The following is a 25,957-nucleotide window of genomic DNA, read 5'->3' as shown; positions in this document are numbered from 1 at the left end:
TATTGATTTGACCGAATGATTTACATAACGGAGCGTTCTGCCAAACGCTCCGTTTGCTTTTTTTAATGCTGGTTCATTCTAAAATCTGAATAAGCATCCATTCCATGCTCAATTAGATCTAAACCATTTATTTCTTCTTCTTTGTCTACTCTTATTCCCATTGTTTTCTTAAGGGCGAATATTATGATAAAGGCAGTTACACAACAGAAAACACCTACCGCAGCTACACCAGTAAGCTGGTATATTAGTTGTTGTGCTCCGGCTTTGGCTCCAAATAATCCTACTGCCAATGTTCCCCAGATTCCGCAAATAAGGTGAACTGTTACGGCTCCTACCGGATCATCCAGTCTTATTTTGTCAATGAAGGCAACTCCTAAGACTATGATTACACCAGCGATAAGACCGATTATTACTGCTTCGGTTGGTGACATAAGATCTGCACCGGCGGTTATTCCTACTAGACCACCCAAAATTCCGTTTAAGAACATGGTTAAGTCCATGTTTTTATACATAAATGTAGAGGTTAACATAGCGGCAACACCACCTGCGGCTGCTGCTAAACATGTGGTAACTAATACTAGGGAGGTAGCTTCAGGGTCTGCAGAAAGTACAGAACCTCCATTAAAACCAAACCAGCCTAACCAGAGAATAAGTACCCCAGCTGTTGCCATAGGGATGTTGTGACCAGGGATCGCATTTGGCTTCCCATCAGAGTCAAATTTTCCAATTCTGGCACCTAATAAATAAATTGCGATAAGTGCTCCCCATCCTCCAACAGAGTGAACTAGGGTAGAGCCCGCAAAATCGTAGAATCCTTCATCTCCACCTAAGGAAGATAGAAAACCACCACCCCATTGCCATGAACCAACAATAGGATATATAAGTCCAACATATAAAATAGTAAATATCATAAAGGGAGCTATTTTAATTCTTTCCGCCACTGCTCCTGATACTATGGTTGCCGCTGTAGCTGCAAACATTCCTTGAAAGAGAAAGTCTGTCCACCAAGTATATCCACCATCTGCATATTCAGGGGTCATTCCGTTTTCAGGTGCTGCAATACCGAATCCTGCAAAGTCTATAATGCCACTGGAACCTTCTGCAAAGCCAGGATACATTAAATTAAAGCCTCCTATATAGTATAGTAGTAGACCTACGGTGATGATAAAAATGTTTTTAAATAATATGTTTATTGTGTTTTTTTGTCTGGTAAGCCCAATTTCTAAGAAGGCAAAGCCTGTGTGCATAAAAAATACCAAGGCTGTACATACCATCATCCAAACGTTATTGGCTGTAAATAATCCTGCATCCATTTTTTTAAGGTTTAGTTAGTTTTTTAATTAATTCCGGCTTGGCCGTTTTCTTTGGTTCGAATTCTGTAGGCTTCTAATACATCAGATACAAATATTTTACCGTCACCCACATTTCCCGTGTATGCGGCTTCCAATACAGCGTTAACGGTTTTTTCTAAAAACTCGTCCGATATTACTATCTCCAGATAGCGACGCTGTATGTCTGTTGTACTATAGGAAATGCCTCGATAGACATGTCCCTGTTTTTCATTGCCCACTCCCGTTACGTCCCAGTAACTAAAGAAGTTTACCTCAATTTGATGCAATGCTTTCTTTACATCGTCAAATTTGGATTTTCTAATAATTGCTTCAACTTTTTTCATTTTTAAATTTTATTGTTGATCTCGACAAATATATATTATAAAAAAGATTACCCCTAAAATTTAGGGGGTACATATATAATTTTTATAATTATAATAATTAATACCCCTAAAATTTAAGGGTATATTAATAAAATTTTGATTTATTGAAGAATTAGATATTTTGTGTTTAGGTCAGAATGAAAGAAGTAAGAAAAATATTAATAAAGCGTAACTGCTTCAATAACAAGAAGTTAAAATTAAAAAGAAAAGATGTAAATAGGTGTTAAAAAGTTATTCAGGGCCTTAAATAAGCCGTGAGAGCCATAGTCCAAAGGCAATAGCTAGTACCCCCACAAAAATACTGCTAAGAGCATAAATAGTAAAGTAGAGTAATTCTCCGGACTGTAATAATCCATGTTTTTCAAACGCAAATGCCGAAAAAGTTGTAAAGCCCCCACAGAATCCTGTGGCTAGGAAAAGAATTTGATCTTTTGAAAAGTAATTACCTTTTAAGGAACAACCCAAAACAAAACCAATAATTAAACTTCCAATTATATTGACTACAAAGGTTCCAACAAAGAAATTGTCATAATAAGCATTGAAATTTCGGCTAATCAGAAATCGAAGACAACTGCCTATTCCTCCTCCAATAAATACTAATAGTAGTTGTTTCATACCTTAAAGGTAAAAAACTAAATAGCTTTTTTGTAGATACTGCTATTTAAATCTATTGGATAGATTTTAGTAAGGCTTGCGTCTGCGCTGTCTTTACTACTAGAAAACATTTGTTTTCCAATAAAAGAAATACTCGCAATAAGTATTGAAATATTCAACACAACTAGAATAAGAACAAGGGTTAAAAAAATGGTCATTTATCGATTATCTGTAGTTCTCTAACGCAAAAGTACGTATTTTCTTATGTAATACGTATAGAAATTAAAATTAGACGTTTTATTTACAGCTTTTTATGCCAATAGTAATATGTGTCCTAATTTTTTAGGAGGTACTTAATTGAGAATAAAAATATTATGAATAATGCAAAAAATAATCCAACCCATTTAACACCTTTATAATTTTTGGAGTGCAGTTCTTTGTCTTTTCTATATGTTCGAATTAGTATTATAGAAAAGCTTATTATAAATAATAAGGCGAAAAGGAGTTGTCCCTTGCTAAACATAATTGCTATTTTTACACAAAACTAAATATTTTATGAAGAATAAGATTGCCGCAGTAGAGTTGTTTCATAATTCTTTTGGTCTCGGAGTATCCCAGACCATGAAGGCTAACCTGGGAGAAGCCAAGAATACGCTAAGATTCAATTTAATGGACGAAGAAAACAAAGAGTATTATGAAGCAGCTCAAAATAACGACTTAGTAGAGGTTGCTGATGCTTTAGGGGATATGTTATACATTTTGTGTGGAACTATTTTAGAGCACGGAATGCAACATAAAATTGAGGAGGTGTTTGAGGAAATCCAGAAAAGTAATATGAGTAAACTTGATGAAAATGGCAAGCCTATCTATCGCGAAGATGGCAAAGTACTAAAGGGGCCGTTATATTTTAAACCGAAAATTAAAGAAATTCTAGAAAATTAGAAAAGCACTTTACAAAAGTGCTTTTCTAAGCTCTTGGAATTATTAAATGACCGCGTACCTCCAGCCAAATGGATCTTCCGCCTTGTTGTATTGTATGTCTAACAATTCTTGCTTTAAAGAAGCAGAATAAGCATTTTCCACCTTAGGTAATTCGTAACGTTCACCTTTATATCCAAATCCAAGGATAGGATTAATCACAGCAGCTGTGCCACTACCAAATAGCTCTTTCAAACGTCCGTTTTTTATCCCTTCCACTAATTCACTTACCTTAATTGGTCTAATTTCTACTTCAATTCCTTTCTTTTTGGCTAATTCAATAATACTCTTTCGCGTAATCCCATCTAAAATCCTATCTCCCGTAGGGCAGGTAATTAGTTTGTCGTCTAGTCTTACAAAAATATTCATTGTACCAGCTTCTTCAATATATTCATGGGTATTGGCATCGGTCCAGACTACTTGCTGAAATCCTTCTTCTTTCGCCAGATTAGTGGGATAAAATTGTCCGGCATAATTTCCCGCAGCCTTGGTAAATCCAAAACCACCGTCTGCTGCCCTGCTATATTTCTCTGCAATTTTTACGCGAACCTCCCCTCCATAATAAGATTGTGCCGGGGAGCAAATAATGATAAAAGTAAATTCCTCAGCCGGTGAAGCGACTATTCCTGCCTCTGAGGCAATAGAAAAAGGTCTTATATAAAGAGAGTTTCCCAGTCCTGGTTTTATCCAAGCTTTGTCCAATTCTAATAACTTCTTTAGACCATCAAAGAAATACGATTCCGGAAATTCCGGCATTGCTAGTCTTACACTGGATTTGTTAATACGCTTAAAATTCTCGTCCGGTCTAAAAAGCCAAACGCCTCCTTCATCATCTTTATAGGCTTTCATTCCTTCAAAAACCGCCTGACCATAGTGAAAAACTCTGGAAGAAGGTTCCATGGAGAGTGGCTGATAAGGAATAATTCTCGGGGTTTCCCAATGCCCTTTTTTGTAATTACAGACAAGCATATGATCTGTAAAATAGGCACCAAAAGGAAGATGATTAAAATCTACCTTGGTAATTTTTGATGTTTGGGCTTTCTCAACAATCAAATTTTTAGTGGTTGTTTCCATCTATTCCAGTTTTAATAGATTAAATGTAAGCAATAATAACATTCTCAACCTTCTTTTTTTAACCAAAAATCCTCAGTTTTGTATATGTAAATAGATTTTTGAGAATAATGAAAACTTTTAACATATTGCTTGTGCTTTTGTTAGAAAGTCTAGGCTATGGTACATACCATATAAAAAATTGATGGATTAATTGAAAAGAAAGGTCGTTATTACTAAAGATGGTTCTAAAACCATCCACCTCGAAGAATGGAATGAGTCCTACCACTCTACTCATGGTGCTATACAGGAAGCCCAGCATGTCTATATAAATTCTGGATTTAAGAAGGTTGCTTTAAAGGAGTTGTCGGTTTTAGAATTTGGATTCGGGACAGGTTTAAACGCATTGATGACCTATTTGGAGGCAATAAAAGAACAAATAAAAGTAGCTTATACTACCTTAGAGGCATACCCAGTTGAATCTAAAGAACTTCTTCAATTAGATTATGTGGCTTCCCTCAAAAATAGTTTTGCAGAAGAAACATTTCAATTAATGCATAGCGCTCCATGGGATGATGCTATAAGATTATCCGATAATTTTACCTTTGAAAAAAGACAAATAGACTTTCGTGATTTGCAAGATAAAAGTAAATACAATCTAGTATTCTACGATGCTTTTGGCCCTCGTGTACAGCCAGAACTATGGACCCAAGAAATGTTTTTAAAGGTGTTTAGTGCTATGAAGGAGGGAGGGGTTTTAGTTACCTATTCCTGCAAAGGAAGTGTGCGGCGGGCTATGATAGCCACAGGTTTTACTGTGGAAAAGATACCCGGTCCTCCGGGAAAAAGAGAAATGCTCCGCGCAATTAAGCCAAATCTCTAGGATAATTGTTAAATCCAAATTAAAGCTGACGTGGCTGTATGTGAAAACATATACCTTTACAAAAAAAAGCAATGAAAGTCTTGATAACGGGTGCAACAGGTTTAGTTGGCAGTGCCCTCACCAGTTTACTATTAAAAGAAGGGTATTCTGTGCATTACCTTACAACTTCAAAGGAGAAAATAAAAAAAACAGAAGACTATACAGGGTTTTATTGGGATCCGTCAAAGAATATAATTGATGATAATTGTTTTCAGGGTGTTTCCACGATAATTAATTTAGCTGGGGCCACAATTGCACAAAGATGGAGCAGTCGAAACAAGGAATTGATTCTAAATAGCCGGACAAAGAGTCTCCAAACGATTTACTCCGCTATTTCTAAAATGACAGATAATAGAAAGTTTAAGCTGATATCTTCATCGGCAATTGGAATTTACCCTGATTCTCTTGCCAACTATTATACAGAACAAACCACAGAAATTGACCACAGCTTTTTAGGAGAGGTTGTGGAAGCATGGGAACTAGAAATGGAAAAGTTTAAACAACTATCCTGTGAGGTGGCTATCATTAGAACAGGTTTGGTTTGTTCTGCCAAGGGTGGGGCATTACCGAAACTCACTACGGCTGTGAAAAACTATATGGGAGCCCCATTTGGCTCTGGTAGTCAATGGCAGTCTTGGATTCATATTGAGGACCTAGCTGCAATGTTCTTATTTCTAATGGAGAAAGACTTAATAGGTGTTTATAATGGGGTAGCTCCCAATCCGGTTACAAATAAAAAAATGGTAAACGAGTTGGCCAAAGTATTAAATAGACCACTTATTTTGCCAAATGTGCCGGAATTCTCCTTAAAGTTACTACTTGGTGAAATGTCATATTTACTTCTCGCTAGTCAGCGCGTTAGTTGCAGTAAAATTCAAAAAAAGGGGTTTCATTTTAAGTATAAAAATATTTGCAAAGCCCTTGAATCCCTATATCCAACAAATACCAAAACAGATTCTAAACAACATCTAGACATAAAGGAGTTCGTATGAGCCTTGGTATTTTAATTTATTTTTAGCACACCTTTTTATTTAAGGTGTTTTTTTTGTGACATTTTGACATTTTTAAAGAATTGGCAGTACTTTTGCCAATTAATATTCACAAGAGTAAAGAACAGCAATTATGAGTAATAAGGAGAATATTGAAGATATAGAAGAGACATTAGAACAGGAACAAGTGCTAAATGATGGGGAATTACAAGATTCTGAATTAAGAGAAGAGGAAACCCCTGAACTGTCTATAACTGAAAAGCTAGAAGAAGATTTGTCTAAAGAAAGAGATAAATTCTTGAGACTTTTTGCAGAATTTGAAAATTACAAGAAGAGAACTTCCAAAGAGCGCATGGATCTTTTTAAAACTGCAGGGCAAGAAATTATGGTTGCTATGTTGCCTATTATGGATGATTTTGATAGAGCACTAAATGAAATTTCTAAGTCCTCTGATAAAGATTTGTTTAAAGGTGTTGAGCTAATCAATAATAAGTTCAGAGAAGCACTTAAAGGAAAAGGTCTTCAGGAAGTAGAAGTTAAATCAGGAGATACCTTTGATGCAGAAGTACACGATGCAATAACCCAAATACCAGCTCCAGACAAGAAACTCAAAGGAAAAATTATTGATGTTGTTGAAAAAGGTTTTAAGCTTGGGGATAAAATAATAAGACATCCAAAGGTGGTTGTTGGGAATTAAACGATTAAGATACAAATGAAGCAGGATTACTACGAAATTTTAGGTATTTCTAAAAGTGCCTCGGCATCAGAAATTAAAAAGGCTTATCGCAAAAAAGCTTTGGAGTATCATCCGGATAAGAATCCTGGTGACGCCAAGGCAGAGGAAATGTTTAAGTCCGCAGCTGAGGCATATGAAATCCTTAGTGATCAGGATAAAAAAGCCAGATACGATCAGTTCGGGCATGCCGCTTTTGAAGGCGGAGGCTTCGGTGGAGGGGGTATGAATATGGATGATATTTTCAGCCAGTTTGGAGATATTTTTGGAAGTGCCTTTGGAGGTGGTTTTAGCGGTTTTGGTGGCTTCAACGGAGGCGGACAAAGACGTGTTAAGGGAAGCAATCTCAGAATAAGAGTGGTTTTAAGTCTGGAAGAAGTGGCAAACGGAGTTGAGAAAAAAGTTAAGGTTAAAAGAAAGAAACAAGCTCCGGGCGTTAATTATAAAACCTGTTCAACATGTAACGGGGCAGGGCAAGTCACCAAGATTACAAATACCATACTTGGAAGAATGCAAACTGCTGCGGCATGTAGCACTTGTAGTGGAACAGGGCAAGTCATAGATAAGAAACCTGCTGGAGCAGATGCACAAGGTCTAAAAGTTGAAGAGGAAACCGTATCTATTAAAATCCCTGCCGGAGTAGAAAAAGGTATGCAGTTAAAGGTGTCTGGCAAAGGAAATGAGGCTCCTGGAAATGGAATCCCTGGAGATTTATTAGTGGCTATTGAAACAAAAGACCATCCTACATTAAAAAGGGAAGGGGACAACCTACATTATGATCTGTATATAAGTATTTCAGATGCTGTATTAGGCACCTCTAAAGAAATAGACACGGTCTCTGGACAGGTCAGAATAAAGCTGGAATCAGGAATACAATCAGGCAAAATTTTACGCCTACGGGGTAAGGGAATTTCCAGTTTAAATGGTTATGGCGCGGGGGATCTATTAGTACATGTTAATGTTTGGACACCGAAAGAACTTAACAAGGAACAACGTGAATTTTTTGAGAAAATGCAAGATTCCGAAAACTTTGAGCCAAAACCAGAAAAATCAGACAAATCTTTCTTTGAAAAGGTTAAGGATATGTTCTCTTAACGAATTATCCTTTTCTTTTTAAATAAAAAACGTATATTTGGAGCAATATTGGGAAACCAATATTAATTTTCTTTTTCATAGCAATTTTTTTCCCATCCTTAATTCTTTTAAGGGTGGGTTTTGTTTTTGTGGCCTAAGCATCCTGTTTACAGAATAGTTGAGAACTACGGGCACAATTTATATGGCTCAAATACTTTTTCTTTTATGCTTAATCGTACAACATTCTTTTTCCTTACAAATCTTGTATAATATCTACAGATATTGAGGCAATTCTATATCTTTGAGTACGTACTACTTGGGATTTCATGACCCGGTTTTAATGTAATTGGTCTAGACTTTGAATTCTTTTGCTTTTTAAGATCACCCTAGTCTAGACATACGCAATATTTCTGCGTTTAAGAAAAAATTGTTTTGATGAATAATATTCTGGTAGCCCAAGAGGTAACCAAAAAATTTGGGAACCAATATGCACTTAACAAGGTATCTCTTTCTATTCCGGAAAATTGTATCTATGGTCTTTTAGGACCTAATGGTGCTGGAAAGACCACCTTGATAAGAATAATAAATCAAATTACCTTTCCTGATTCCGGTTCTGTTTTATTTGATGGTAGACCTTTACGGCCCCAAGACATTGCATCCATTGGATATTTGCCAGAAGAGCGCGGCTTGTATAAGAGTATGAAAGTAGGGGAGCAGGCTCTTTATTTGGCACAATTAAAAGGATTAACTAAGAGTGAAGCAAAAAAAAGACTTAAATACTGGTTCGAAAGACTAGAGATTGGAGATTGGTGGAATAGAAAAGTACAGGAACTCTCAAAGGGAATGGCGCAAAAAATACAATTTATTGTCACCGTTCTACATCAACCTAAACTATTAATTTTTGATGAACCCTTTAGTGGATTTGATCCCATCAATGCAAATATAATTAAGGATGAGATTATTAATCTAAAAGACCAGGGTGCCTCGATAATTTTTTCAACCCACCGGATGGAATCTGTGGAAGAACTTTGTGAGTATATTGCCCTCTTACATAATTCTGAGAAAATTTTAGATGGAAAGCTAGACGATATTAAGAAACAGTACAAAAATAATACGTTTGAAGTAATAGCCGATTTTGAAAATACCAATACGGGATTAGAAAATCTTAAAAGTCATTATAATATAGGGATAGATGAAATTAAGGGCCAAAATGGACACTGCCACTTTAATGTGCGATTACCTTCAGATGATACAAAGAGGTTTCTAGCCGATTTGAGCACTATTGCCAGTGTAAATAGCTTTGTAGAGACGGTCCCTTCTGCTAGTGATATCTTTATAAAAACGGTAAAGGATAAAAATGGAAAATAGTAAACTACCATTGATCATTCGAAGAGAGTATATGGCTAAGGTTAGAAATAAGTCGTTTGTAATAATGACCTTTCTAAGTCCAATATTGATGGTAGGCATGATTGCCTTAATCGCGTATCTCACCAAGGTAAATGACAGTGATAAAAAGGTCGTAGGTATTCTTAATCAAAGTGACTATTTTTCTACAGACTTCAATATTACCGACAGAACATCGTATATCTTTTTTGAAGACATCTCTCTTGAAAAGGCCAAAGATTCTACCTTGCATTTAGGTCTAAGCGGATTGCTGTATATCCCAGATTATGAAAATTTAGAAGAGGTGGTTATGGAATCTTATTTCTATTCTAAAGAGCCCCCTAGTGCTGCGGTTTTAGATCCATTAGAAGATGTATTTCAAGAAAGACTTCGACAGCGGAAACTTCTTACCTTCGGCGTTTCTCCGGAAGAATTCAAACTGCTAAATCAACCTTTCGAAATCAATATCCTAACTTTTTCGGGGAAGCAGAACCTAAAAGGGATCAACGAACTTAAGGCAATAATTGGCGGAGGTTTTGGCTATCTTATAATGATGTTTATAATCATATATGGCGGTTTTGTAATGCGAAGTGTAATCGAAGAGAAAACTAGTCGTATAATTGAAGTTATAATATCTTCTGTAAAGCCCTTCCAGCTAATGTTAGGGAAAATCATCGGAACTTCCTTAGCTGGAATAACCCAATTTGTTATTTGGATTCTGTCTGCCTCTCTTTTACTCTTTGCAGTTTTTATGATCTTTGGAATTGATCTAACAGGCTTAAGTACCCAACAGAGTTTACCAAGCCCATTAGGCGCTCCAGCTCCTGTGGATGTGCCAATGGACGCTATGCAATTGTATGCCATGGAATTCTTGGAAATACCCTGGGTTCTTCTTATTTCGCTTTTTCTGGTATATTTTATTCTGGGTTATTTAATTTACAGTTCTATCTATGCTGCAATTGGTGCGGCTGTAGATAATGAAACGGATACACAGCAGTTTATTTTCCCAATTATACTTCCCTTGATGTTGGCAATTTACGTGGGGTTCTTCTCTGTTTTTAGTAATCCACATGGCCCAATTGCAGTAGGATTCTCTCTGTTTCCACTTACATCACCCATAGTAATGCTCATGCGCCTGCCTGGTGGAATTGGTGATGGCGGGGTACCGTTGTGGCAGGTATTAACCTCGATTCTGTTTTTAATAATAACCTTTATTGCGATTGTCTGGTTCGCGGCGAAAATATACAGGGTAGGAATCCTCATGTATGGTAAGAAACCTACATATAAAGAATTGTACAAATGGCTGAGATATTGATGTTTTTTGGGAAACCTTTGTTGCTTAACAGATCAGAATTTATGGAATCCATTAAGGAGTTCTTAAATTGGGGTATTCATATCGGAGAGGGGGAGAATTCTATTAATATTACCATCGGTTTACTCCTTGTTCTTACTCTTGCCTTTTTTCTATCCAGTTTTATTCTAAAATCTATTCGGAATTTTATTACTCGCAAGATGGACGGGGATGATAGGATGAAGTTTGTAAGCATTTTTAAATTTATTAAGTATGTGGTTTATATAGCGGTTATACTTATAACAATGAGTGCGGCGGGTATTAATATTACTGTGTTAATTACAGCCTCTGCAGTACTTTTTGTAGGTCTAGGATTGGCATTGCAGGAATTATTTCAGGACATTATTGGTGGCATTTTTATCATCCTAGATAAATCTTTACAAGTAGGAGATATAGTGGAAGTGGAAGGTAAAATTGGTAAGGTTGTAGAGATAAAATTGCGAACTACCTTAGCCGTTACGCGTGATGATAAAGTGATTATTATGCCAAACCATAAGTTTATGAGTGACGTTATTTATAATTATACCCAAAATCACAAGACAACCAGAGAAGAAATCAAAGTAGGAGTGGCTTACGGAAGTGATGTAGATAAGGTCATGGAAATTCTTGATAAATGCGCGCAAGAAGAAAAGGAAGTTTTAAAGAACCCAGCACCTTTTGTTTTATTTGACGATTTTGGAGATTCAGCACTACTTTTTTCACTTCATTTTTACGTAAAAGACAGTTTTAAATCCCTGCGTATTAAAAGTAGAATACGTTACGCAATTGATAAGAATTTCCGTGATACCGCTATAATTATTCCTTTTCCACAACGCGATGTTCATTTGTTTTCGAAGAAGTAACCGTAGCAGGCTAATTTAACCCTGCCATGAAACCAATTAGAATACGATTTAACAAAGTGTAAAATAAAAAAACTAAAAGCCGGTTTATTTAACTAAGTAGGAAATAGCTGGCATTGTAATTGCAACTAACAGTATAAAGTAGAATTATGTCAAAGATTTTAGTAATTGAAGATGAGGCCGCCATTAGACGAGTATTGGTTAAAATACTTTCCGAAGAAAGCGACTCTTATGAGGTAGAAGAAGCAGAAAACGGAGTGGTTGGCTTAGAAATGATCAGGAAGAATGATTATGACTTGGCTTTATGTGATATTAAGATGCCAAAAATGGACGGGGTAGAAGTGCTGCAAAGTTCTAAAAACATTAAACCAGAGGTGCCATTTATTATGATTTCTGGTCATGGCGATTTAGATACAGCTGTAAATACTATGCGCTTAGGAGCTTTTGACTATATTTCTAAACCTCCAGACTTAAATAGATTATTAACTACCGTACGCAATGCGCTTCAGAAAAAAGAGCTGATTATTGAGAATAAGATTCTTAAAAAGAAAGTTAGTAAGAGTTTTCAGATGGTTGGTGAAAGCCCTGAGATAGCCATAATTAAAGAAATGATCGATAAGGTAGCACCAACAGATGCTAGAGTTTTAGTAACTGGAGAAAACGGCACGGGGAAGGAACTAGTAGCGCATTGGCTCCATGAAAAAAGTGAACGTAGCAGTGCTCCTTTTATTGAGGTTAATTGTGCTGCCATACCTTCCGAGTTAATTGAAAGTGAGTTATTTGGTCATGTTAAGGGGGCTTTTACTTCGGCGGTCAAAGACAGAGCAGGAAAATTTGAAGCAGCCAATAAAGGAACTATTTTTTTGGATGAGATAGGCGATATGAGTCTGTCTGCTCAGGCGAAGGTCCTCAGGGCGCTTCAAGAAAATAAAATTTCCAGGGTGGGTACCGATAAAGACATCAAGGTAGATGTAAGGGTTATTGCCGCCACGAATAAGGATCTTATTAAGGAAATCGAGGAAGGTAGGTTTAGAGAAGATTTATACCACCGTCTTGCAGTTATTTTAATTCATGTTCCGGCACTAAATGACAGACGAACAGATATTCCTGTTTTAATTGAACACTTTTCAAATCAGATTGCCACAGAGCAGGGAGTTGCCGTAAAAGGCTTTTCTAAAAAGGCTATTGCCTTATTAAAGAGTTATAACTGGACGGGAAATATAAGGGAGTTAAGGAACGTGGTTGAACGTCTAATTATATTGGGAGGAGAAGAAGTTTCAGAAGCAGATGTAAAATTGTTTGCGAGTAAATAGATTACCACTAATTCTAGAACACTGTATTCATACAAGGTCTTAGTTCTTCTAAGGCTTTGGCCGTAATTTGCTTGGTTCTGAGATGGTAGTACTTTTTTGCCTCCGATAAACCTTCTTTTAACAATTGTTTTTCGGAGTATAAGTATATTTTTTCAGAAAAATCATAGGCTTCTTCACAGCCAACATCTTTAATAACAATTTTCAGGGACTTCTCAAATTTGGCAAGGGAGATGTCAATTTTCTTCTCAATAACATCTCTTGTCGGAAGTATAGGTTTGGAATTGTTTAACAAGGTATTTTTTGTATTTAGGGCCAAAAGATCATTGCCATATACACTATGTGCATGTTCTTCATGTTCTTGGAGCATAGTTAGGCCTTCCGTTATACTTTCCAATGCTCTTTGTAGTAAAATACGCGTGCCGTTTAAGGATACTACGCGCGTTGCTTTTTTTAAGTCTTCCGAGCCTTCTCTTAAATAAATATTTATATAATCACAGCCGCAATCTTTAAATTGTTCTTTTGACTTCTCAAAGGCATTTATTGCCTTGTATGCATAATACCGGGATTTTTCTACCTGCTCTGCCTGAATGGCAATTTTTGTCTGTGTTGCCATGTATTCAAGATTTGATCCGGCGTATATACAGGCTTTGTCCTTTTTGGCATATACAGAAAACAAGAGAGGAAAGGAGGCAAAAATGAAAAATGCAATTTTCATAGCATAATTGGTAGGTTAGTAAAAATTATAGGGACGATTAAATTAAATAAAATATCGGACATCTGCATATTTTTTCGACAAGCTGCATGGTTGATAACCAATTAATTAGAGAAACATACTAATCCCCAGGTTTCCACTAAACCTTTTTTAGATAGTTAAATTATTTTATCTTAATCGCATGAAGACAATAAATATTGAATCCTTTAGAGCCACCATCAATCCTAAATTAGAAAGTTATAATACTTATGAAGATTTGGGGCTATCGGATAAAGAGCTAAAAAAGGAACTTTCAAAACTAAGGAAAGAACTAGGGGATTTTCAGAATACCATGTATGCACATGGAAAATATGCCGTTCTTATTTGTCTGCAGGGTATGGACACCTCAGGCAAGGACAGTCTGGTTCGTGAAGTCTTTAAGGAGTTTAATGTTAGAGGAATAGTAGTTCACAGTTTTAAAGTTCCCTCTTCATTAGAAAAAAGCCATGATTATTTATGGCGTCATTATATCGCTTTACCAGCTAAAGGAAAATTTGGAGTTTTTAATAGAACACATTACGAGAATGTATTGGTTACCAAAGTACATCCAGAGTATATATTAGGGGAAAATATTCCAGGAATTGATTCCTTAAAGGATATAGACAACGATTTTTGGGAAAGAAGATATGAGCAGATAAACAATTTTGAACAACACCTGGTAGATAATGGAACTATTATCTTTAAATTTTTTCTTCATTTGTCTAAAGAAGAGCAACGACAAAGACTTTTAAGGCGTCTTCGTTTAAAGGAGAAAAACTGGAAATTTTCTCCTGGGGATTTAAAAGAACGCAAATTATGGCGTAAATATCAAGAGTGCTATGAAGAGGCTATATTAAAAACTAACAAGGAATGGGCGCCATGGTTTGTTATACCTGCCGACAATAAGAAGGGAGCAAGAGTGATTGTTGCCGAAATATTGCTTAAATCGTTAAAAAAACTTAAAGATATTACTGAACCTGAGCTAGATGATGAAATAAAAGCTAATATTGAATTGTATAAATCACAATTAGAGGGAGAAGAATGAGAAACTATTTTATATTACTTGTCTTAGTCGCGACCACGGCTTGGTCACAAAAGGGAGACGCTGAGCAAATAAAAGCAATATTTGACACCTCTCTTTCCGATGCTAAGGGATACGATTGGCTTAATCATTTATCTAATCAAATCGGAGGAAGACTTTCGGGATCTGTACAGGCCGAACAAGCCATAGAGTATACAAAAGAACAGCTGGAAACTTTGGGTTTAGATCGGGTTTGGCTGCAGGAAGTTAAAGTTCCTAAATGGGTGAGAGGAACCCCGGAATTTGCCTATATAGAGACCAGTCCGGGATTCACCAATAATGTTCCAATCACCGCCCTAGGAGGTTCTATTGCTACTCCAGCTGCTGGCATTAAGGCAAATGTTGTTGAAGTACAGGGAATTGAGGATTTGGAGAAATTAGGAAGAGCAAAAATAGAGGGTAAGCTTGTCTTTTTTAATAAGCCAATGGATCCTACTCTGATAAATACTTTCGCTGCCTACAGTGGATGTGTAAATCAGCGTTATGCAGGTGCTAAGGAAGCAGCTGCTTATGGAGCTTTGGGCATTATTGTAAGGTCAATGAATTTACGCCTGGATGACTTTCCTCATACTGGTGCAATGAGTTATGGCGACCAGGATCTAAAGGAGAGGATTCCAGCTGCTGCCATAAGCACAAATGCTGCAGAATTACTTAGTACCACTTTAAAACTCAATCCAAATATTCTCTTTTATTTTAAACAGAACTGTAGACAGCTCTTGGATGTAACTTCCTATAACGTAATCGGTGAAATAAAGGGTAGTACTTATCCAGATCAAGTTATTTTGGTTGGGGGCCATTTAGATTCGTGGGATTTAGGTGATGGTTCGCATGATGATGGGGCTGGATGCGTACAGAGTATGGAAGTTCTTAGGCTTTTTAAAAAGACTGGATATAAACCAAAAAAGACCATCAGGGTAGTTTTATTCATGAATGAAGAAAATGGTTTAAGGGGGGGCAAGGTCTACGCCGAAAATGCCCTTAAATCTGGCGAAAATCACTTGTTAGCCTTAGAAAGTGATGCAGGGGGATTTACACCAAGGGGCTTTTCTTTCGATTGCTCAGACAAGCAATTCGAACAGATTCTTTCTTGGAAACCTCTGTTCGAACCGTATTATATTCATCTTTTCGAAAAAGGGTTTTCAGGACCGGATATTGGTCCACTAAAAAATAATAGGACGGCACTGGCAGGACTTAGACCTGACTCTCAGCGATATTTTGATCATCATCATGCGGAAAATGATACCTTTGAACACGTGAATAAAAGAGAATTACAACTTGGTGCCGCCGCCATGGCATCACTTGTTTTTCTATTCGACAAGCATGTGACAGAAGCAGTAGCTAAGCCTACTGGAAAATAAGATAAATTTACTTGCTAAACTCGCTTATCTTGAACGCCTAAATATTAAAAAGTAGCATAAAATACGTACCTTTGCAACTCATTTAAAAAATGTGATATGCAAGACGGAATTTATGCTAAATTCAATACTACAAAGGGAGAGATTCTAGTAAATCTTACCTATGAAAAAACACCTGGAACGGTAGGCAACTTTGTTTCTTTAGCAGAAGGGAAACGTGAGAATAGCGCCAAATCAATAGGAGCCCCATATTATGATGGATTAAGTTTTCATCGCGTCATACCAGATTTTATGATTCAGGGAGGATGTCCTTTGGGTACCGGAACAGGGGATCCAGGTTATAAATTTGATGATGAATTTCATCCAGACCTGACACATGACGCACCTGGAGTACTTTCTATGGCCAATGCTGGGCCTGGGACGAATGGAAGTCAGTTTTTTATAACCCACGTCGCAACGCCTTGGTTAGATAACAAACATACCGTTTTTGGAAATGTTGTTTCCGGGCAAGAAGTGGTAGATAGTATAGCTCAAGGAGATGTTATAGAAAGTCTAGAAATAGTGAGAGTAGGAGAAAAAGCAGAAGCCTGGGATGCAATTTCGGCTTTCGCCAATTTTGAAAGTGCGAAAGAACTAAGACTAAAGGAAGAGAAAGAAAGAGCTGAGGCAGCACTAGAAAAAGTAGCTGCAGGGTTCAATACCACCCCTAGTGGTTTACGATATAAAATTTTGGAAAAGGGTGAGGGTAGCAAAGCCGAAAAAGGCCAGACCGTTTCTGTTCATTATGAAGGAGCATTGCTGGATGGGCAAGTATTTGACTCTTCTTTTAAGCGAAATGAGCCAATAGATTTTCAGTTGGGAATTGGACAAGTGATTCCGGGATGGGACGAAGGTATTAGTCTTTTAAAAGTTGGTGATAAGGCGCGTTTCGTTATTCCATCGGAATTGGCATATGGCAGCGCTGGTGCTGGCGGAGTTATACCTCCAAACGCTACTTTAATGTTCGATGTAGAGTTGGTGGGCGTAAAGTAAAGGCCATAGGAATACCAAAAAAGGCACTTCTTTAATTTTTTAAAAGAAGTGCCTTTTTTTATACCCAAAACCTTTTAAGCGGTTGGGTCTGGTGTCATCCTTAAATAGGGCTTAATTTCCTCTACCCCTTTTGTAAATATGCTTCTCGCCTCATCGGTTGGTATAGCCGGACTTACCACCACATCTTCACCATGCTCCCAATTAGCGGGAGTAGCTACCTTGTGATAGGCCGTTAGTTGCAGGGAGTCAATTACTCTGAGTAATTCATGAAAATTTCTACCTGTGGAGGCCGGGTAGGTTATAATTAGTTTTACTGTTTTATCTGGCGCGATGATATAGACTGAGCGAACCGTTAAATTGTTGTCTGCATTAGGATGTATCATGTCATAAAGATTAGATACTTTTTTATTTTCATCCGCAATTATCGGAAAATTAACAGATGTTTGCTGCGTTTCATTGATGTCTTTGATCCATTCGTTGTGAGACGCCTTGCCATCAACACTTAAGGCAATCATCTTTACATTACGTTTGTCAAATTCTTCCTTGAATTTAGCAGCGGTACCTAATTCTGTTGTGCAAACAGGTGTAAAGTCTGCCGGGTGTGAAAATAAAATCCCCCAACCATCACCTAAATACTCATAGAAATTTATTTCTCCTATTGAACTCTCTGCTGTAAAATTTGGAGCAGTATCTCCAAGCCTAATTGTTGCCATTTTTTTTGATTTAAATTAATTTTCAAACTTATTTAAAAGTATAGTTTAATCCTATGATAAAAATCAATCGCAGGTTAAAAAACTATTAAAGTTTGGCTTAATATAATTTTTAATAAGAGAGACACTATTCTACCTATTTATTAACTTTATGCAATGGATGAATCTACTTTACAAAATTTAAAATACCCTATAGGAACTTTTATTATTCCTGAGGAGATTAGGGAATCACATTTGAAAAAATGGATCGGGGATTTAGAGGTATTACCCTCAGTGCTTTCGGAATTAGTATTATCCCTGGATGATGAGCAATTAAGTGAACCTTATAGGCCCGAGGGTTGGACTATCAGGCAATTAATACATCACATTTCCGACAGTCATCATAACAGTTATATTAGATTTAAATGGGCTCTAACCGAGGATACGCCGCGTATAAAGGTCTATGAACAAGAAAAATGGGCTGAGCTTCACGATTCGCGCTCCGCTCCAATTTCCATGTCTCTTGATCATCTAAAAGTAGTACATGCCAAATTGGTATTTCTTCTTAAAGGATTAAAGGATCAGGATTTAAAAAAAGGATTTATTCATCCGGAGACCAATACTTTTACTTCGCTTGAAGAAAATATTGGCAGATATGCCTGGCACGGAAATCATCATACACAACATATTAGGAACATCCTTCAGAAAAAGGGATGGTAATTTCTTATTTCCATTTGATATTACACCCAATGGAGGGTTTTTGAATTGGAGATACCTCTGTATTTGCTAAAAGAGCCTCCATCGCCCTTATTAAATCTATGCCCGATACCGGTATTCCATTTCCTGGGCGGGAGTCATCTAACTGCCCTCTATATACCAGACGTAAGTCTTTGTTAAAAAGAAAGAAATCAGGTGTACATGCCGCCTGGTATGCTTTGGCAACATCCTGGTCCTCGTCGTATAAATAAGGAAAGGTATAGTTTTCTTCTTTGGCCGTAATCTTCATTAAACTTGGAGAATCCTGAGGATAGTTTTCTACATCGTTACTGGAGATGGCTACAAATTGAATGCCTAAGGGCTGAAATTTTTCGGCCAAGGAAGCTAGCATTGAATTTACGTGCTTTACAAACGGACAATGATTGCAGATAAACATAATCAGGGTTCCTTTACCTCCCTTTAGGTCTTCTAATAAATGTAATTCTTTATCAGACACTGTATCCATTAAGGAAAAGCCAGGGGCTTTTGTTCCCAGAGGAAGCATCGTACTTGGAGTACTTGCCATAATGATATTCTTATGCTATTAAATTATATACTGGGTAAAAATACTATTTCCACGGAATTAGTACAAAATTAACCTGTAAGACTACCTGCTATTACATGATTTTACCAAAGAAAATAGCATTCATCAGTAATTTGTTTGTGCCGTACCAGAAAGCTCTAAAATTGGTATTGTCTGTAAAAATAATTACACGACCTCTACCTTGTCTATGTACCTTAAAGGGAACACTTTCTTTAATAAGTTCTAAGTTTTCTTTAGAAATATATCCGCTTAAAAGAGGGTCTTTACTATACTGCAACGGATTGTTATAACTCTCTTTGTCCTTTTCTAAATATACATTGGTATTCCTAAAGAGAGATATCATATCGTTTTTGTAACCATAATTAATTGGATGAGATCTGTCCTGTCTCGATTCAAATATTGCTCCCCCGGTAACCTGCGCTCCTAAAAAGTCTTGTTTTTGTCCAAAGGAAATATTGGTAGCAACTAGGGTATCCTTTTTAAATTCCAATGTCATTAAATCATGTTCATTCATCCAAATAGCGGCATTACCGTATCCTATCAAAGTACCTCCTGATTTTACCCAATTTCGAATAGTTTTTGTGGAAGCAGAATCCAAACTGCCCTTTCCAGAATGCTGCGGTAGAATAATGTCTGTATAACTGCTTAGGTCTAAATTTGGAAGATAAGATTTGTCAATTTTAGTGATTTGTATGTCGTAACGTGTATCAAATAAATGCCAAATTTCTCCCGCATCGTAAGGCCGTATACCATTTCCTACTATTAGAGCAACATTTTGAGGTTTTAAAGGATCAAAATCATTACTTCCTAAATCGATTCCTTTGGTTAAACCCGTAGATACACCGTTTATGGGAACACCACATTCGGATGCTATTTCTTCTAAAAACAGGTATAATTCTTCGGCATTCAGCTTTTGATTTTGTACTGGAATCATTATTGTTCCGTAGTCATAGGCTAAAGACTCTAAACTAAATTGACTTTTTGCCACTTTGGCTCTTAGTCCTTTAGAAAGAATTTTATTTAATGCCTTTGGGGTATAATACTCATGCCACTCGAACAAATAGGCATAGCTACTTTTTTTAGAAACCTTGGCCGTTGGCCGTTTTAAAACAGAAGTAACCGAAGTAGTAGATGTGGTTTCATTGGTAAAGGTATAATCTACATTGAAGGCGAGGGGAAAAGTCCAGGCAGAGATATCATAGAACAAGCTATCCATAAAAGTGGTTCTTTTCTCGAACATAGCTTTGACTAACCTAGGATTTTTTTGATTTAAAGGGACTACATAACTATGACCTTTTGTATAGGTTTTTCCTTGGATCGTCTTATCTTCCTCTAAAAGGTCAAAATCTATTTGTTGTCTTTGAAGTATTTCCGCAAGATGGTATGCTTTGGAGGCATCCTTACTATCACCAAATAAGATTACCTCTGATTTTAAATTACTTGCCTCTTTCCTTAAATCGCTATAATACTCTTGTTGATAACCTAATAATCTGGTTCGCATAGTTTGGGCTGCTTCAATAGTGGATAAGGCTGTTGTAAGCTGATTCCTTATGGAAAACGGAAAGGTTAAAATTCCGTTTTCTGTTTCTTGAAGATGCCCGCGAGAGCTTGCTTGCTCAAAAAGAATTCCAATGCTGCCGTTTACATCTGGAAAGGTAGACCCTTTTCCATAATAATAGTCGTCATATCGTTCTTCAGAATAATACAGTGAACCGAGTTTATCTAATGCCCTGGCATGGTAAGCACCAATTTCTGCGGTTAGTTCCTGATTGAGTTTAGGGGTTAACGGATGTACACGAGATGGAACTCCTGGCTGAAAAAAGAAGGTAGAGTTTGTACTCATCTCATGATGATCGGTCAGAATATTAGGCAGCCATTTATGAAATGTTTTTATACGAGCCCTGCTTTCAGGAAGTTGTACAGGCAGCCAATCTCTATTCATATCGAACCAATAGTGATTGGTTCGTCCACCTGGCCATACTTCATGGTATTCCCGCTCATTGGGATCCGCATTTAGGTTTATACTTTTATTGGTATTTGCCCAATACGCAAAGCGTTGCAAACCGTCGGGGTTATAGGAAGGATCTAAAAGAATCACCGCAGAATTTAAGAGCGCCTCAATTTCTGGTCCTTCAGCGGCGGCTAAATAATACGCATATAGGAGTCCGGCATTTGCACCACTAGCTTCATTGCCATGAATGGAAAAGCCTTGATATATTATTATTGGCATTTCTTCTAAAGAAACCCCCTCCTTGCCAGCTTCTGTTAATGCCAGACGATTTTGACGAATACTTTCCAGATTTTGATGATTTTCAGGGGAAGTAATTGTTAAGAGGAGAATTGGTCTTCCCTCAAAAGTTTCACCCCGAGTCTCTATACTTATTCGATCACTTTTTGCAGCTAGCTGATGCATGTAAAACATTAGTTTATAATGGGTCACATGCCATTCACCCACTTCATGTCCAATTATTTCTTTTGGAGTAGGAATACTTTCCTTATAGGATATATTTTGAGGCAAGTAGTAATCCAGATTTAGGGTCTCTTGGCCGAAACCCAGATAAGAAACTAATAGTAAAAGGAATAAGTATTTTTTCATATGGCGGGAATTTTTAAAATGGGTTTAAACAAAAAACGATCCTTGAAACCAAAGATCGCCTTAGAATTATTTTATTAATTTATTATATATCATCAAAACTTACATCCGTAAAGCTATCAGTGGAAGGCGCCTCTCCATTATCACTTGGCTCTTCCTTTTTAAAATCTTTTTGATGTCTTTCGGAGATAACCTCATGTCCTTTTTCAGAAATAATATAATCCATCATTTCCTCCACATTTTCTTTAAAAGGCTGGAAATCTTCTTTGTATAAATAAATTTTGTGTTTTTTATAATGGAAAGACCCATCATCATGTGTAAACTTCTTACTTTCCGTAATAGTTAAATAATAATCACCTGCTTTAGTACTTCGAACATCGAAGAAGTAAGTCCTTCTGCCTGCTCTTAAAACTTTTGAAAATATTTCTTCCTGGTCCATTAAATCTTTATCACCCATAGATTGCAATTGTAGTTAGTGTTTTGCCTTAATTATCAGTAAAAATGTAAAAAAAAAGCGTATTCAGCAACATTTTCCTAGTTTTCTTTAGTGGATAGCTGCTTGAAATATAACTCCTTGTAATAACCGTTTTCAGAGATCAATTCAGTATGTGTACCCTGTTGAAGTATTTTGCCATCTTCTAACACGATAATTTTATCTGCATTCTTTGCTGAAGATACTCTATGACTTACTATTAAAGTTGTTTTTCTGCGAACTGCTTTTTTTAGATTATTTAAAATTTCTTCTTCCGTTTCTGTATCCACAGCAGATAAACAATCATCGAATAAGAAAATCTGAGGATCTTTAAGCAAGGCCCGTGCAATTGACACTCTTTGTTTTTGTCCTCCACTAAGAGTAATTCCTCTTTCTCCTAAAATAGTCCTGTACTGTTTAGAAAAGCCCATTATATTATTATGTACAACTGCTTTTTTAGCAACTTCTTCAATCTCTTCCCTTGTGGCATCCTCTTTTCCAAATTTTATGTTGTTCTCAATAGTATCAGAGAATAAAAATGCATCCTGAGGCACTGCCCCTACTGCAGACCGTAAACTATTTAAATTTAAATCCCTGATCGGGGTCCCGTCTATGCTGATTTCCCCGGATGTGGTGTCATAAAGACGGGCTACAAGATCTAAGATTGTTGATTTTCCTGCCCCGGTTTTACCTAAAATGGCTACCGTTTGCCCTTCTTGGATTGTAAAGGAAATATCATTCAGGGCTGTAATATTGGTATCTTCATAGGTAAAACTCACATTTTTAAATTCAATACTACCGCCTATTGGAGTAGCTTCTAAACAATTATTCTTAATTGCAGGCTCTTCCTTTAGGAATTCATTTATTCTTCTCTGAGAGGCTTCAGCGCGCTGCACTATCGAGGTTAACCACCCTACAATGGCAACAGGCCATGTAAGCATATTTACGTAAAGTATAAATTCAGCAATGGTTCCAACGGATTCAATCTCACCATTAATGTATTGCTTACCTCCTATATAGATCACGAAAATGTTACTTATCCCAATAAGCAAAATCATCAGTGGGAAAAACCAGGCATTTACTTTAGCCAGATCCATGCTTTTAACTTTACCTTCGTTTGCCAGAAGTTTTACATCCTTATTGGTTTGCGGCTCTAGTCCGTATGCTTTAATTACAGAAACTCCAGAAAAAGACTCCTGCGCAAAGGTGGAAAGAGTGGATAAATATTCTTGTACTTTGGTGCTTCTGCGGTGGATAATTTTGCTGATCTGATAAATTAGAACAGATAAGATAGGAAGCGGCAACAAAGAGTAAAAGGCTATGGTAGGCGCTTTTATAAACATTAGAGGGATTAAACATACAAAAAGAGTTAGGGTTTGCATCCCATACATGATCGCTGGCCCCGCATAAAGTCTAACCTGCCCAACGTCCTCCGAAATTCTATTCATTAAGTCTCCGGTTCTATTCCTTTTGTAAAAGTTAAGGTTTAGAAGCTGGTAGTGATCAAATATTTCATTTTTCAAATCAAACTCAATGTATCTGGAAACATTGATTATGGTCTGTCTCATTAAAAAAGTAAAAAAACCGGAAAGTAAGGCAGCGCCTATAATTATTAGGATATACTCCAAGAGTAAGTCTTTGGCCAGTGGTTCTGCAATTTCTTGTCTGCTATAGTTCTCTACTACTTCTATTGACTTTTTGACAAAAGATGGCATAACTAACTGAAAAATTCTTGCAACAATAGTTATCAAGATCCCAATAAGTAATTTAACCCAATACTTTTTGAAATATTTATTAAGATGGCGTAGTTCTTTCATTAATGCGGGAGCAAATAACTAATGGTTAAAGCTTGGCAAATATAGGAGATTGCATACAAACCAAATGTTATAAAACTGATAAGATAACTGTATTAATAGGTTTGTTTTTGAAATAGATTAGTATTTTTGCCATCGTTAGAAGCAATATTAATTAGCAAGGTTCTTTAAAATGCTCACAAGAAGGCAAATCAGGATTAAAGTTATGCAGTGCATATATGCTTTAACCCTTTCTAAGGATGAATCCTTGGATAAACAGAAAATGTTCCTAAAAGAGAGTATTGCGAATACCTATAGCCTATACTTACTTGTTTTGAGCCTCCTTATAGAACTTCATAAGCGAGAAAAAAACTTTCTAAAACTATCTTCGAAAAAATATATAAATACAGAGGATACTTCTATTAAGGATCCTAAGAGATTTGTAAATAATGCCGTTTTGGTCCAATTGTCAAATAATGAAGAACTTTTAGATTCTTTGGAGGCAAATAAGCTAAATCAATGGGATTTACATGAAGATTACGTGAAGATTGTGTTTAATGCGGTTAAGAATAGCGATCTTTTTGAGAATTATATGCGTCTTTCCGAAGTTGATTACGAAAAAGATAAGAGTTTTATTTCTCAACTTTTTAGGGAAATTATTGCTCCAAATGAAAAAATATATGAATATTTTGAAGACGATAAACTTACTTGGGTAGATGATATTCCCTTGGTGAACACCTTTATTTTAAAAATCTTAAAAAAACTAAAACATACATCGCCTTCTTCCTATTTTTTGCCAGCGCTCTTAAAAGATGAGGAAGATATGCTCTTCGCAGAGCAATTATTGGTAAAAACACTTCTGAATAATAAGGCTTTCGAGGAAGAGATACAATTAAAAACTCCAAACTGGGATAAAGATCGAATTGCAGATATAGATGCCATCCTTTTAAAAATGGCTATTTGTGAATTGCAATATTTCTCATCTATTCCGGAAAGAGTAACTATCAATGAATACCTAGAAATAGCAAAAGAATACTCCACACCTAAAAGCAGTATATTCATAAATGGTATTTTAGATAAGATTGTCAAAGAATTTAAAGAGTCTGGAAAGTTGAAAAAGGCAGGTAGGGGGTTATTATAAATAAATATTCCTTAATTTTGCATTCAAATCTTAAAAGTAATTTATAATGAAAAAAGTATTTATCGCCCTAGGTATAGTAGGTATGTTTGTTTTTGCTTCCTGCAAAGAAAACGCTTCCAGCAAGGTTAATGCGGAAAATGTTGAAGTGGCAGCCGAAAGAGATTTAGAAGCCAAAAAGCTTCCAGAAATGAGTTTTGAAAAAATAGAACACGATTTCGGAACTATTATCCAAGGTACTCCTCAAGAAACAGTATTTACGTTTACCAATACTGGTAATGCTCCTTTAATAATTACCAGTGCTACAAGTAGTTGTGGATGTACTGTGCCTAACCCTCCAAAAGATCCTATCGCCCCAGGAGAAGATGGCGAGTTATTGGTTAAATTTAACGGGACTGGTCAGAATCAGGTAACCAAGACTATTACGGTTATGGCGAATACACAAAAAGGTAAAGAGTTATTGAGAATAAAGGCTTTTGTTAATCCTAAAGATGCTGGGCCAACTGCCTTAGGTCCGGTTAAATAATTTTTTTGAATTTATAATTATGGGTGATATAGGACAATTCCTTCCGATGATTTTGATATTTGCAGTGGCATATTTTTTTATGATCCGCCCGCAAATGAAACGTCAAAAAGATGAAAAGAAGTTTTCTCAAGAACTTAAAAAAGGAGATAAGATTATTACAAAAAGTGGACTTCACGGAAAAGTAGTTGACTTAAACGACAAGGATTTTTCTTGTATTGTGGAAACTATGGCAGGCAGATTAAAATTTGATCGTACTGCTATTTCGATGGAATTAAGTAAGAAATTAAACGCACCTGTGAAGGAATAGT

Annotated in this window: 26 protein-coding genes; 16 read left to right on the top strand and 10 right to left on the bottom strand. The window is 36.5% G+C overall.

The features are described 5' to 3' along the window. Nucleotides 1-62: 62 nt before the first annotated feature. From PXG98_RS08400 to crcB, 3 genes are all read right to left on the bottom strand, one after another. On the bottom strand, nucleotides 63-1,313 hold the full coding sequence (locus PXG98_RS08400; protein ID WP_276390268.1) for an ammonium transporter: 1,251 nt from the start codon (nucleotides 1,311-1,313) through the stop codon (nucleotides 63-65). 23 nt (nucleotides 1,314-1,336) lie between these two features. Beyond that, nucleotides 1,337-1,675 carry a P-II family nitrogen regulator gene (locus PXG98_RS08395; protein ID WP_276390267.1) on the bottom strand — a complete coding sequence of 113 codons (339 nt, stop codon included), beginning with the start codon at nucleotides 1,673-1,675 and terminating at the stop codon, nucleotides 1,337-1,339. Between the two features lie 282 nt (nucleotides 1,676-1,957). Beyond that, the gene (crcB, locus tag PXG98_RS08390) at nucleotides 1,958-2,329 is read right to left on the bottom strand and encodes a fluoride efflux transporter CrcB (protein WP_276390266.1); all 372 of its coding nucleotides are present in this window, start codon (nucleotides 2,327-2,329) and stop codon (nucleotides 1,958-1,960) included. A 534-nt stretch (nucleotides 2,330-2,863) separates the two neighbouring features. On the opposite strand from crcB, the gene PXG98_RS08380 reads away from it, so the two are divergent. Continuing rightward, entirely contained in the window at nucleotides 2,864-3,250 is a 387-nt protein-coding gene (locus PXG98_RS08380) for a nucleoside triphosphate pyrophosphohydrolase family protein (protein ID WP_276390262.1), read from the top strand. Between the two features lie 42 nt (nucleotides 3,251-3,292). Here the strand turns inward: PXG98_RS08380 and PXG98_RS08375 are convergent, their stop codons facing one another. Beyond that, the gene (locus PXG98_RS08375) at nucleotides 3,293-4,360 is read right to left on the bottom strand and encodes a branched-chain amino acid aminotransferase (RefSeq protein ID WP_276390260.1); all 1,068 of its coding nucleotides are present in this window, start codon (nucleotides 4,358-4,360) and stop codon (nucleotides 3,293-3,295) included. Nucleotides 4,361-4,550: 190 nt separating this feature from the next. Here PXG98_RS08375 and mnmC2 point away from each other — a divergent pair, with 190 nt between their 5' ends. The 8 genes from mnmC2 (at nucleotide 4,551) to PXG98_RS08335 (ending at nucleotide 12,940) form a co-directional block, all read left to right on the top strand. After that, nucleotides 4,551-5,219, top strand: a complete 669-nt coding sequence (mnmC2, locus tag PXG98_RS08370) for a tRNA (5-methylaminomethyl-2-thiouridine)(34)-methyltransferase MnmC2 (RefSeq protein WP_276390259.1) — start codon at nucleotides 4,551-4,553, stop codon at nucleotides 5,217-5,219. Nucleotides 5,220-5,290: 71 nt separating this feature from the next. Continuing rightward, nucleotides 5,291-6,250 carry a TIGR01777 family oxidoreductase gene (locus PXG98_RS08365; RefSeq protein ID WP_276390258.1) on the top strand — a complete coding sequence of 320 codons (960 nt, stop codon included), beginning with the start codon at nucleotides 5,291-5,293 and terminating at the stop codon, nucleotides 6,248-6,250. Nucleotides 6,251-6,380: 130 nt separating this feature from the next. Beyond that, a complete protein-coding gene (locus PXG98_RS08360) occupies nucleotides 6,381-6,944 on the top strand; it encodes a nucleotide exchange factor GrpE (protein ID WP_276390256.1) in 564 nt (187 codons plus the stop codon). 15 nt (nucleotides 6,945-6,959) lie between these two features. Beyond that, nucleotides 6,960-8,075, top strand: coding sequence for a molecular chaperone DnaJ (gene dnaJ / locus PXG98_RS08355; RefSeq protein WP_276390255.1), 1,116 nt, complete (start codon nucleotides 6,960-6,962; stop codon nucleotides 8,073-8,075). A 414-nt stretch (nucleotides 8,076-8,489) separates the two neighbouring features. Then, nucleotides 8,490-9,422 carry an ABC transporter ATP-binding protein gene (locus PXG98_RS08350; protein WP_276390254.1) on the top strand — a complete coding sequence of 311 codons (933 nt, stop codon included), beginning with the start codon at nucleotides 8,490-8,492 and terminating at the stop codon, nucleotides 9,420-9,422. Continuing rightward, nucleotides 9,412-10,752 (top strand): ABC transporter permease, encoded by a 1,341-nt coding sequence (locus tag PXG98_RS08345; protein ID WP_276390253.1) that lies wholly within the window; start codon nucleotides 9,412-9,414, stop codon nucleotides 10,750-10,752. The genes PXG98_RS08350 and PXG98_RS08345 overlap by 11 nt, the downstream gene beginning before the upstream one ends. Further along, nucleotides 10,752-11,630, top strand: coding sequence for a mechanosensitive ion channel family protein (locus PXG98_RS08340; protein WP_420909564.1), 879 nt, complete (start codon nucleotides 10,752-10,754; stop codon nucleotides 11,628-11,630). Before PXG98_RS08345 ends, PXG98_RS08340 begins: the two co-directional genes overlap by 1 nt. A gap of 146 nt (nucleotides 11,631-11,776) precedes the next feature. Then, nucleotides 11,777-12,940, top strand: a complete 1,164-nt coding sequence (locus tag PXG98_RS08335; protein WP_276390252.1) for a sigma-54-dependent transcriptional regulator — start codon at nucleotides 11,777-11,779, stop codon at nucleotides 12,938-12,940. Nucleotides 12,941-12,953: 13 nt separating this feature from the next. On the opposite strand, the gene PXG98_RS08330 is transcribed toward PXG98_RS08335, so the two are convergent. Then, complete coding sequence (locus tag PXG98_RS08330; protein WP_276390251.1) at nucleotides 12,954-13,655, bottom strand: hypothetical protein; 702 nt, start codon at nucleotides 13,653-13,655, stop codon at nucleotides 12,954-12,956. Nucleotides 13,656-13,833: 178 nt separating this feature from the next. Here PXG98_RS08330 and PXG98_RS08325 point away from each other — a divergent pair, with 178 nt between their 5' ends. The 3 genes from PXG98_RS08325 (at nucleotide 13,834) to PXG98_RS08315 (ending at nucleotide 17,138) form a co-directional block, all read left to right on the top strand. Beyond that, nucleotides 13,834-14,715, top strand: coding sequence for a PPK2 family polyphosphate kinase (locus tag PXG98_RS08325; RefSeq protein ID WP_276390250.1), 882 nt, complete (start codon nucleotides 13,834-13,836; stop codon nucleotides 14,713-14,715). Next, nucleotides 14,712-16,109, top strand: coding sequence for a M20/M25/M40 family metallo-hydrolase (locus PXG98_RS08320; protein ID WP_276390249.1), 1,398 nt, complete (start codon nucleotides 14,712-14,714; stop codon nucleotides 16,107-16,109). Before PXG98_RS08325 ends, PXG98_RS08320 begins: the two co-directional genes overlap by 4 nt. 96 nt (nucleotides 16,110-16,205) lie before the next feature. Next, the gene (locus tag PXG98_RS08315; protein ID WP_276390248.1) at nucleotides 16,206-17,138 is read left to right on the top strand and encodes a peptidylprolyl isomerase; all 933 of its coding nucleotides are present in this window, start codon (nucleotides 16,206-16,208) and stop codon (nucleotides 17,136-17,138) included. A 74-nt stretch (nucleotides 17,139-17,212) separates the two neighbouring features. Here the strand turns inward: PXG98_RS08315 and PXG98_RS08310 are convergent, their stop codons facing one another. Further along, nucleotides 17,213-17,851 carry a peroxiredoxin gene (locus PXG98_RS08310; RefSeq protein WP_276390247.1) on the bottom strand — a complete coding sequence of 213 codons (639 nt, stop codon included), beginning with the start codon at nucleotides 17,849-17,851 and terminating at the stop codon, nucleotides 17,213-17,215. 153 nt (nucleotides 17,852-18,004) lie between these two features. Between PXG98_RS08310 and PXG98_RS08305 the strand changes: the two genes are divergently transcribed. Further along, nucleotides 18,005-18,547 (top strand): YfiT family bacillithiol transferase, encoded by a 543-nt coding sequence (locus tag PXG98_RS08305; RefSeq protein WP_276390245.1) that lies wholly within the window; start codon nucleotides 18,005-18,007, stop codon nucleotides 18,545-18,547. A 4-nt stretch (nucleotides 18,548-18,551) separates the two neighbouring features. Here PXG98_RS08305 and PXG98_RS08300 read toward each other — a convergent pair whose 3' ends face one another. From PXG98_RS08300 to PXG98_RS08285, 4 genes are all read right to left on the bottom strand, one after another. Further along, nucleotides 18,552-19,109, bottom strand: a complete 558-nt coding sequence (locus tag PXG98_RS08300; RefSeq protein ID WP_276390244.1) for a thioredoxin family protein — start codon at nucleotides 19,107-19,109, stop codon at nucleotides 18,552-18,554. A gap of 91 nt (nucleotides 19,110-19,200) precedes the next feature. Next, nucleotides 19,201-21,723, bottom strand: coding sequence for a M14 family zinc carboxypeptidase (locus PXG98_RS08295; RefSeq protein WP_276390243.1), 2,523 nt, complete (start codon nucleotides 21,721-21,723; stop codon nucleotides 19,201-19,203). 82 nt (nucleotides 21,724-21,805) lie between these two features. Beyond that, nucleotides 21,806-22,177 carry a PUR family DNA/RNA-binding protein gene (locus PXG98_RS08290; protein WP_276390242.1) on the bottom strand — a complete coding sequence of 124 codons (372 nt, stop codon included), beginning with the start codon at nucleotides 22,175-22,177 and terminating at the stop codon, nucleotides 21,806-21,808. Nucleotides 22,178-22,254: 77 nt separating this feature from the next. Continuing rightward, entirely contained in the window at nucleotides 22,255-24,009 is a 1,755-nt protein-coding gene (locus tag PXG98_RS08285; RefSeq protein WP_276390241.1) for an ABC transporter ATP-binding protein, read from the bottom strand. A gap of 202 nt (nucleotides 24,010-24,211) precedes the next feature. Between PXG98_RS08285 and nusB the strand changes: the two genes are divergently transcribed. The 3 genes from nusB to yajC are packed head-to-tail and all read left to right on the top strand — an operon-like array spanning nucleotide 24,212 to nucleotide 25,956. Beyond that, entirely contained in the window at nucleotides 24,212-25,126 is a 915-nt protein-coding gene (gene nusB, locus PXG98_RS08280) for a transcription antitermination factor NusB (protein WP_276390239.1), read from the top strand. A gap of 46 nt (nucleotides 25,127-25,172) precedes the next feature. Beyond that, entirely contained in the window at nucleotides 25,173-25,649 is a 477-nt protein-coding gene (locus PXG98_RS08275) for a DUF1573 domain-containing protein (RefSeq protein WP_276390238.1), read from the top strand. Between the two features lie 19 nt (nucleotides 25,650-25,668). Next, nucleotides 25,669-25,956, top strand: a complete 288-nt coding sequence (gene yajC / locus PXG98_RS08270; RefSeq protein ID WP_276390237.1) for a preprotein translocase subunit YajC — start codon at nucleotides 25,669-25,671, stop codon at nucleotides 25,954-25,956. Nucleotide 25,957 lies beyond the last annotated feature (1 nt).

It is taken from the genome of Eudoraea chungangensis, assembly GCF_029360665.1.
GTDB classification, from domain to species: domain Bacteria; phylum Bacteroidota; class Bacteroidia; order Flavobacteriales; family Flavobacteriaceae; genus Eudoraea; species Eudoraea chungangensis.
The sequence above is the reverse complement of the archived record's forward strand: the minus strand, read 5'-3'. Positions and strand labels throughout refer to the sequence as shown.

Excerpts from the sequence above, each read along its gene's own strand:
- PXG98_RS08400 (WP_276390268.1), bottom strand. The coding sequence starts at position 1,313 with ATGGATGCAGGATTATTTACAGCCAATAACGTTTGGATGATGGTATGT.
- PXG98_RS08395 (WP_276390267.1), bottom strand. The coding sequence starts at position 1,675 with ATGAAAAAAGTTGAAGCAATTATTAGAAAATCCAAATTTGACGATGTA.
- crcB (WP_276390266.1), bottom strand. The coding sequence starts at position 2,329 with ATGAAACAACTACTATTAGTATTTATTGGAGGAGGAATAGGCAGTTGT.
- PXG98_RS08380 (WP_276390262.1), top strand. The coding sequence starts at position 2,864 with ATGAAGAATAAGATTGCCGCAGTAGAGTTGTTTCATAATTCTTTTGGT.
- PXG98_RS08375 (WP_276390260.1), bottom strand. The coding sequence starts at position 4,360 with ATGGAAACAACCACTAAAAATTTGATTGTTGAGAAAGCCCAAACATCA.
- PXG98_RS08365 (WP_276390258.1), top strand. The coding sequence starts at position 5,291 with ATGAAAGTCTTGATAACGGGTGCAACAGGTTTAGTTGGCAGTGCCCTC.
- PXG98_RS08360 (WP_276390256.1), top strand. The coding sequence starts at position 6,381 with ATGAGTAATAAGGAGAATATTGAAGATATAGAAGAGACATTAGAACAG.
- dnaJ (WP_276390255.1), top strand. The coding sequence starts at position 6,960 with ATGAAGCAGGATTACTACGAAATTTTAGGTATTTCTAAAAGTGCCTCG.
- PXG98_RS08350 (WP_276390254.1), top strand. The coding sequence starts at position 8,490 with ATGAATAATATTCTGGTAGCCCAAGAGGTAACCAAAAAATTTGGGAAC.
- PXG98_RS08345 (WP_276390253.1), top strand. The coding sequence starts at position 9,412 with ATGGAAAATAGTAAACTACCATTGATCATTCGAAGAGAGTATATGGCT.
- PXG98_RS08340 (WP_420909564.1), top strand. The coding sequence starts at position 10,752 with ATGTTTTTTGGGAAACCTTTGTTGCTTAACAGATCAGAATTTATGGAA.
- PXG98_RS08335 (WP_276390252.1), top strand. The coding sequence starts at position 11,777 with ATGTCAAAGATTTTAGTAATTGAAGATGAGGCCGCCATTAGACGAGTA.
- PXG98_RS08330 (WP_276390251.1), bottom strand. The coding sequence starts at position 13,655 with ATGAAAATTGCATTTTTCATTTTTGCCTCCTTTCCTCTCTTGTTTTCT.
- PXG98_RS08325 (WP_276390250.1), top strand. The coding sequence starts at position 13,834 with ATGAAGACAATAAATATTGAATCCTTTAGAGCCACCATCAATCCTAAA.
- PXG98_RS08320 (WP_276390249.1), top strand. The coding sequence starts at position 14,712 with ATGAGAAACTATTTTATATTACTTGTCTTAGTCGCGACCACGGCTTGG.
- PXG98_RS08315 (WP_276390248.1), top strand. The coding sequence starts at position 16,206 with ATGCAAGACGGAATTTATGCTAAATTCAATACTACAAAGGGAGAGATT.
- PXG98_RS08310 (WP_276390247.1), bottom strand. The coding sequence starts at position 17,851 with ATGGCAACAATTAGGCTTGGAGATACTGCTCCAAATTTTACAGCAGAG.
- PXG98_RS08305 (WP_276390245.1), top strand. The coding sequence starts at position 18,005 with ATGGATGAATCTACTTTACAAAATTTAAAATACCCTATAGGAACTTTT.
- PXG98_RS08300 (WP_276390244.1), bottom strand. The coding sequence starts at position 19,109 with ATGGCAAGTACTCCAAGTACGATGCTTCCTCTGGGAACAAAAGCCCCT.
- PXG98_RS08295 (WP_276390243.1), bottom strand. The coding sequence starts at position 21,723 with ATGAAAAAATACTTATTCCTTTTACTATTAGTTTCTTATCTGGGTTTC.
- PXG98_RS08290 (WP_276390242.1), bottom strand. The coding sequence starts at position 22,177 with ATGGGTGATAAAGATTTAATGGACCAGGAAGAAATATTTTCAAAAGTT.
- PXG98_RS08285 (WP_276390241.1), bottom strand. The coding sequence starts at position 24,009 with ATGAAAGAACTACGCCATCTTAATAAATATTTCAAAAAGTATTGGGTT.
- nusB (WP_276390239.1), top strand. The coding sequence starts at position 24,212 with ATGCAGTGCATATATGCTTTAACCCTTTCTAAGGATGAATCCTTGGAT.
- PXG98_RS08275 (WP_276390238.1), top strand. The coding sequence starts at position 25,173 with ATGAAAAAAGTATTTATCGCCCTAGGTATAGTAGGTATGTTTGTTTTT.
- yajC (WP_276390237.1), top strand. The coding sequence starts at position 25,669 with ATGGGTGATATAGGACAATTCCTTCCGATGATTTTGATATTTGCAGTG.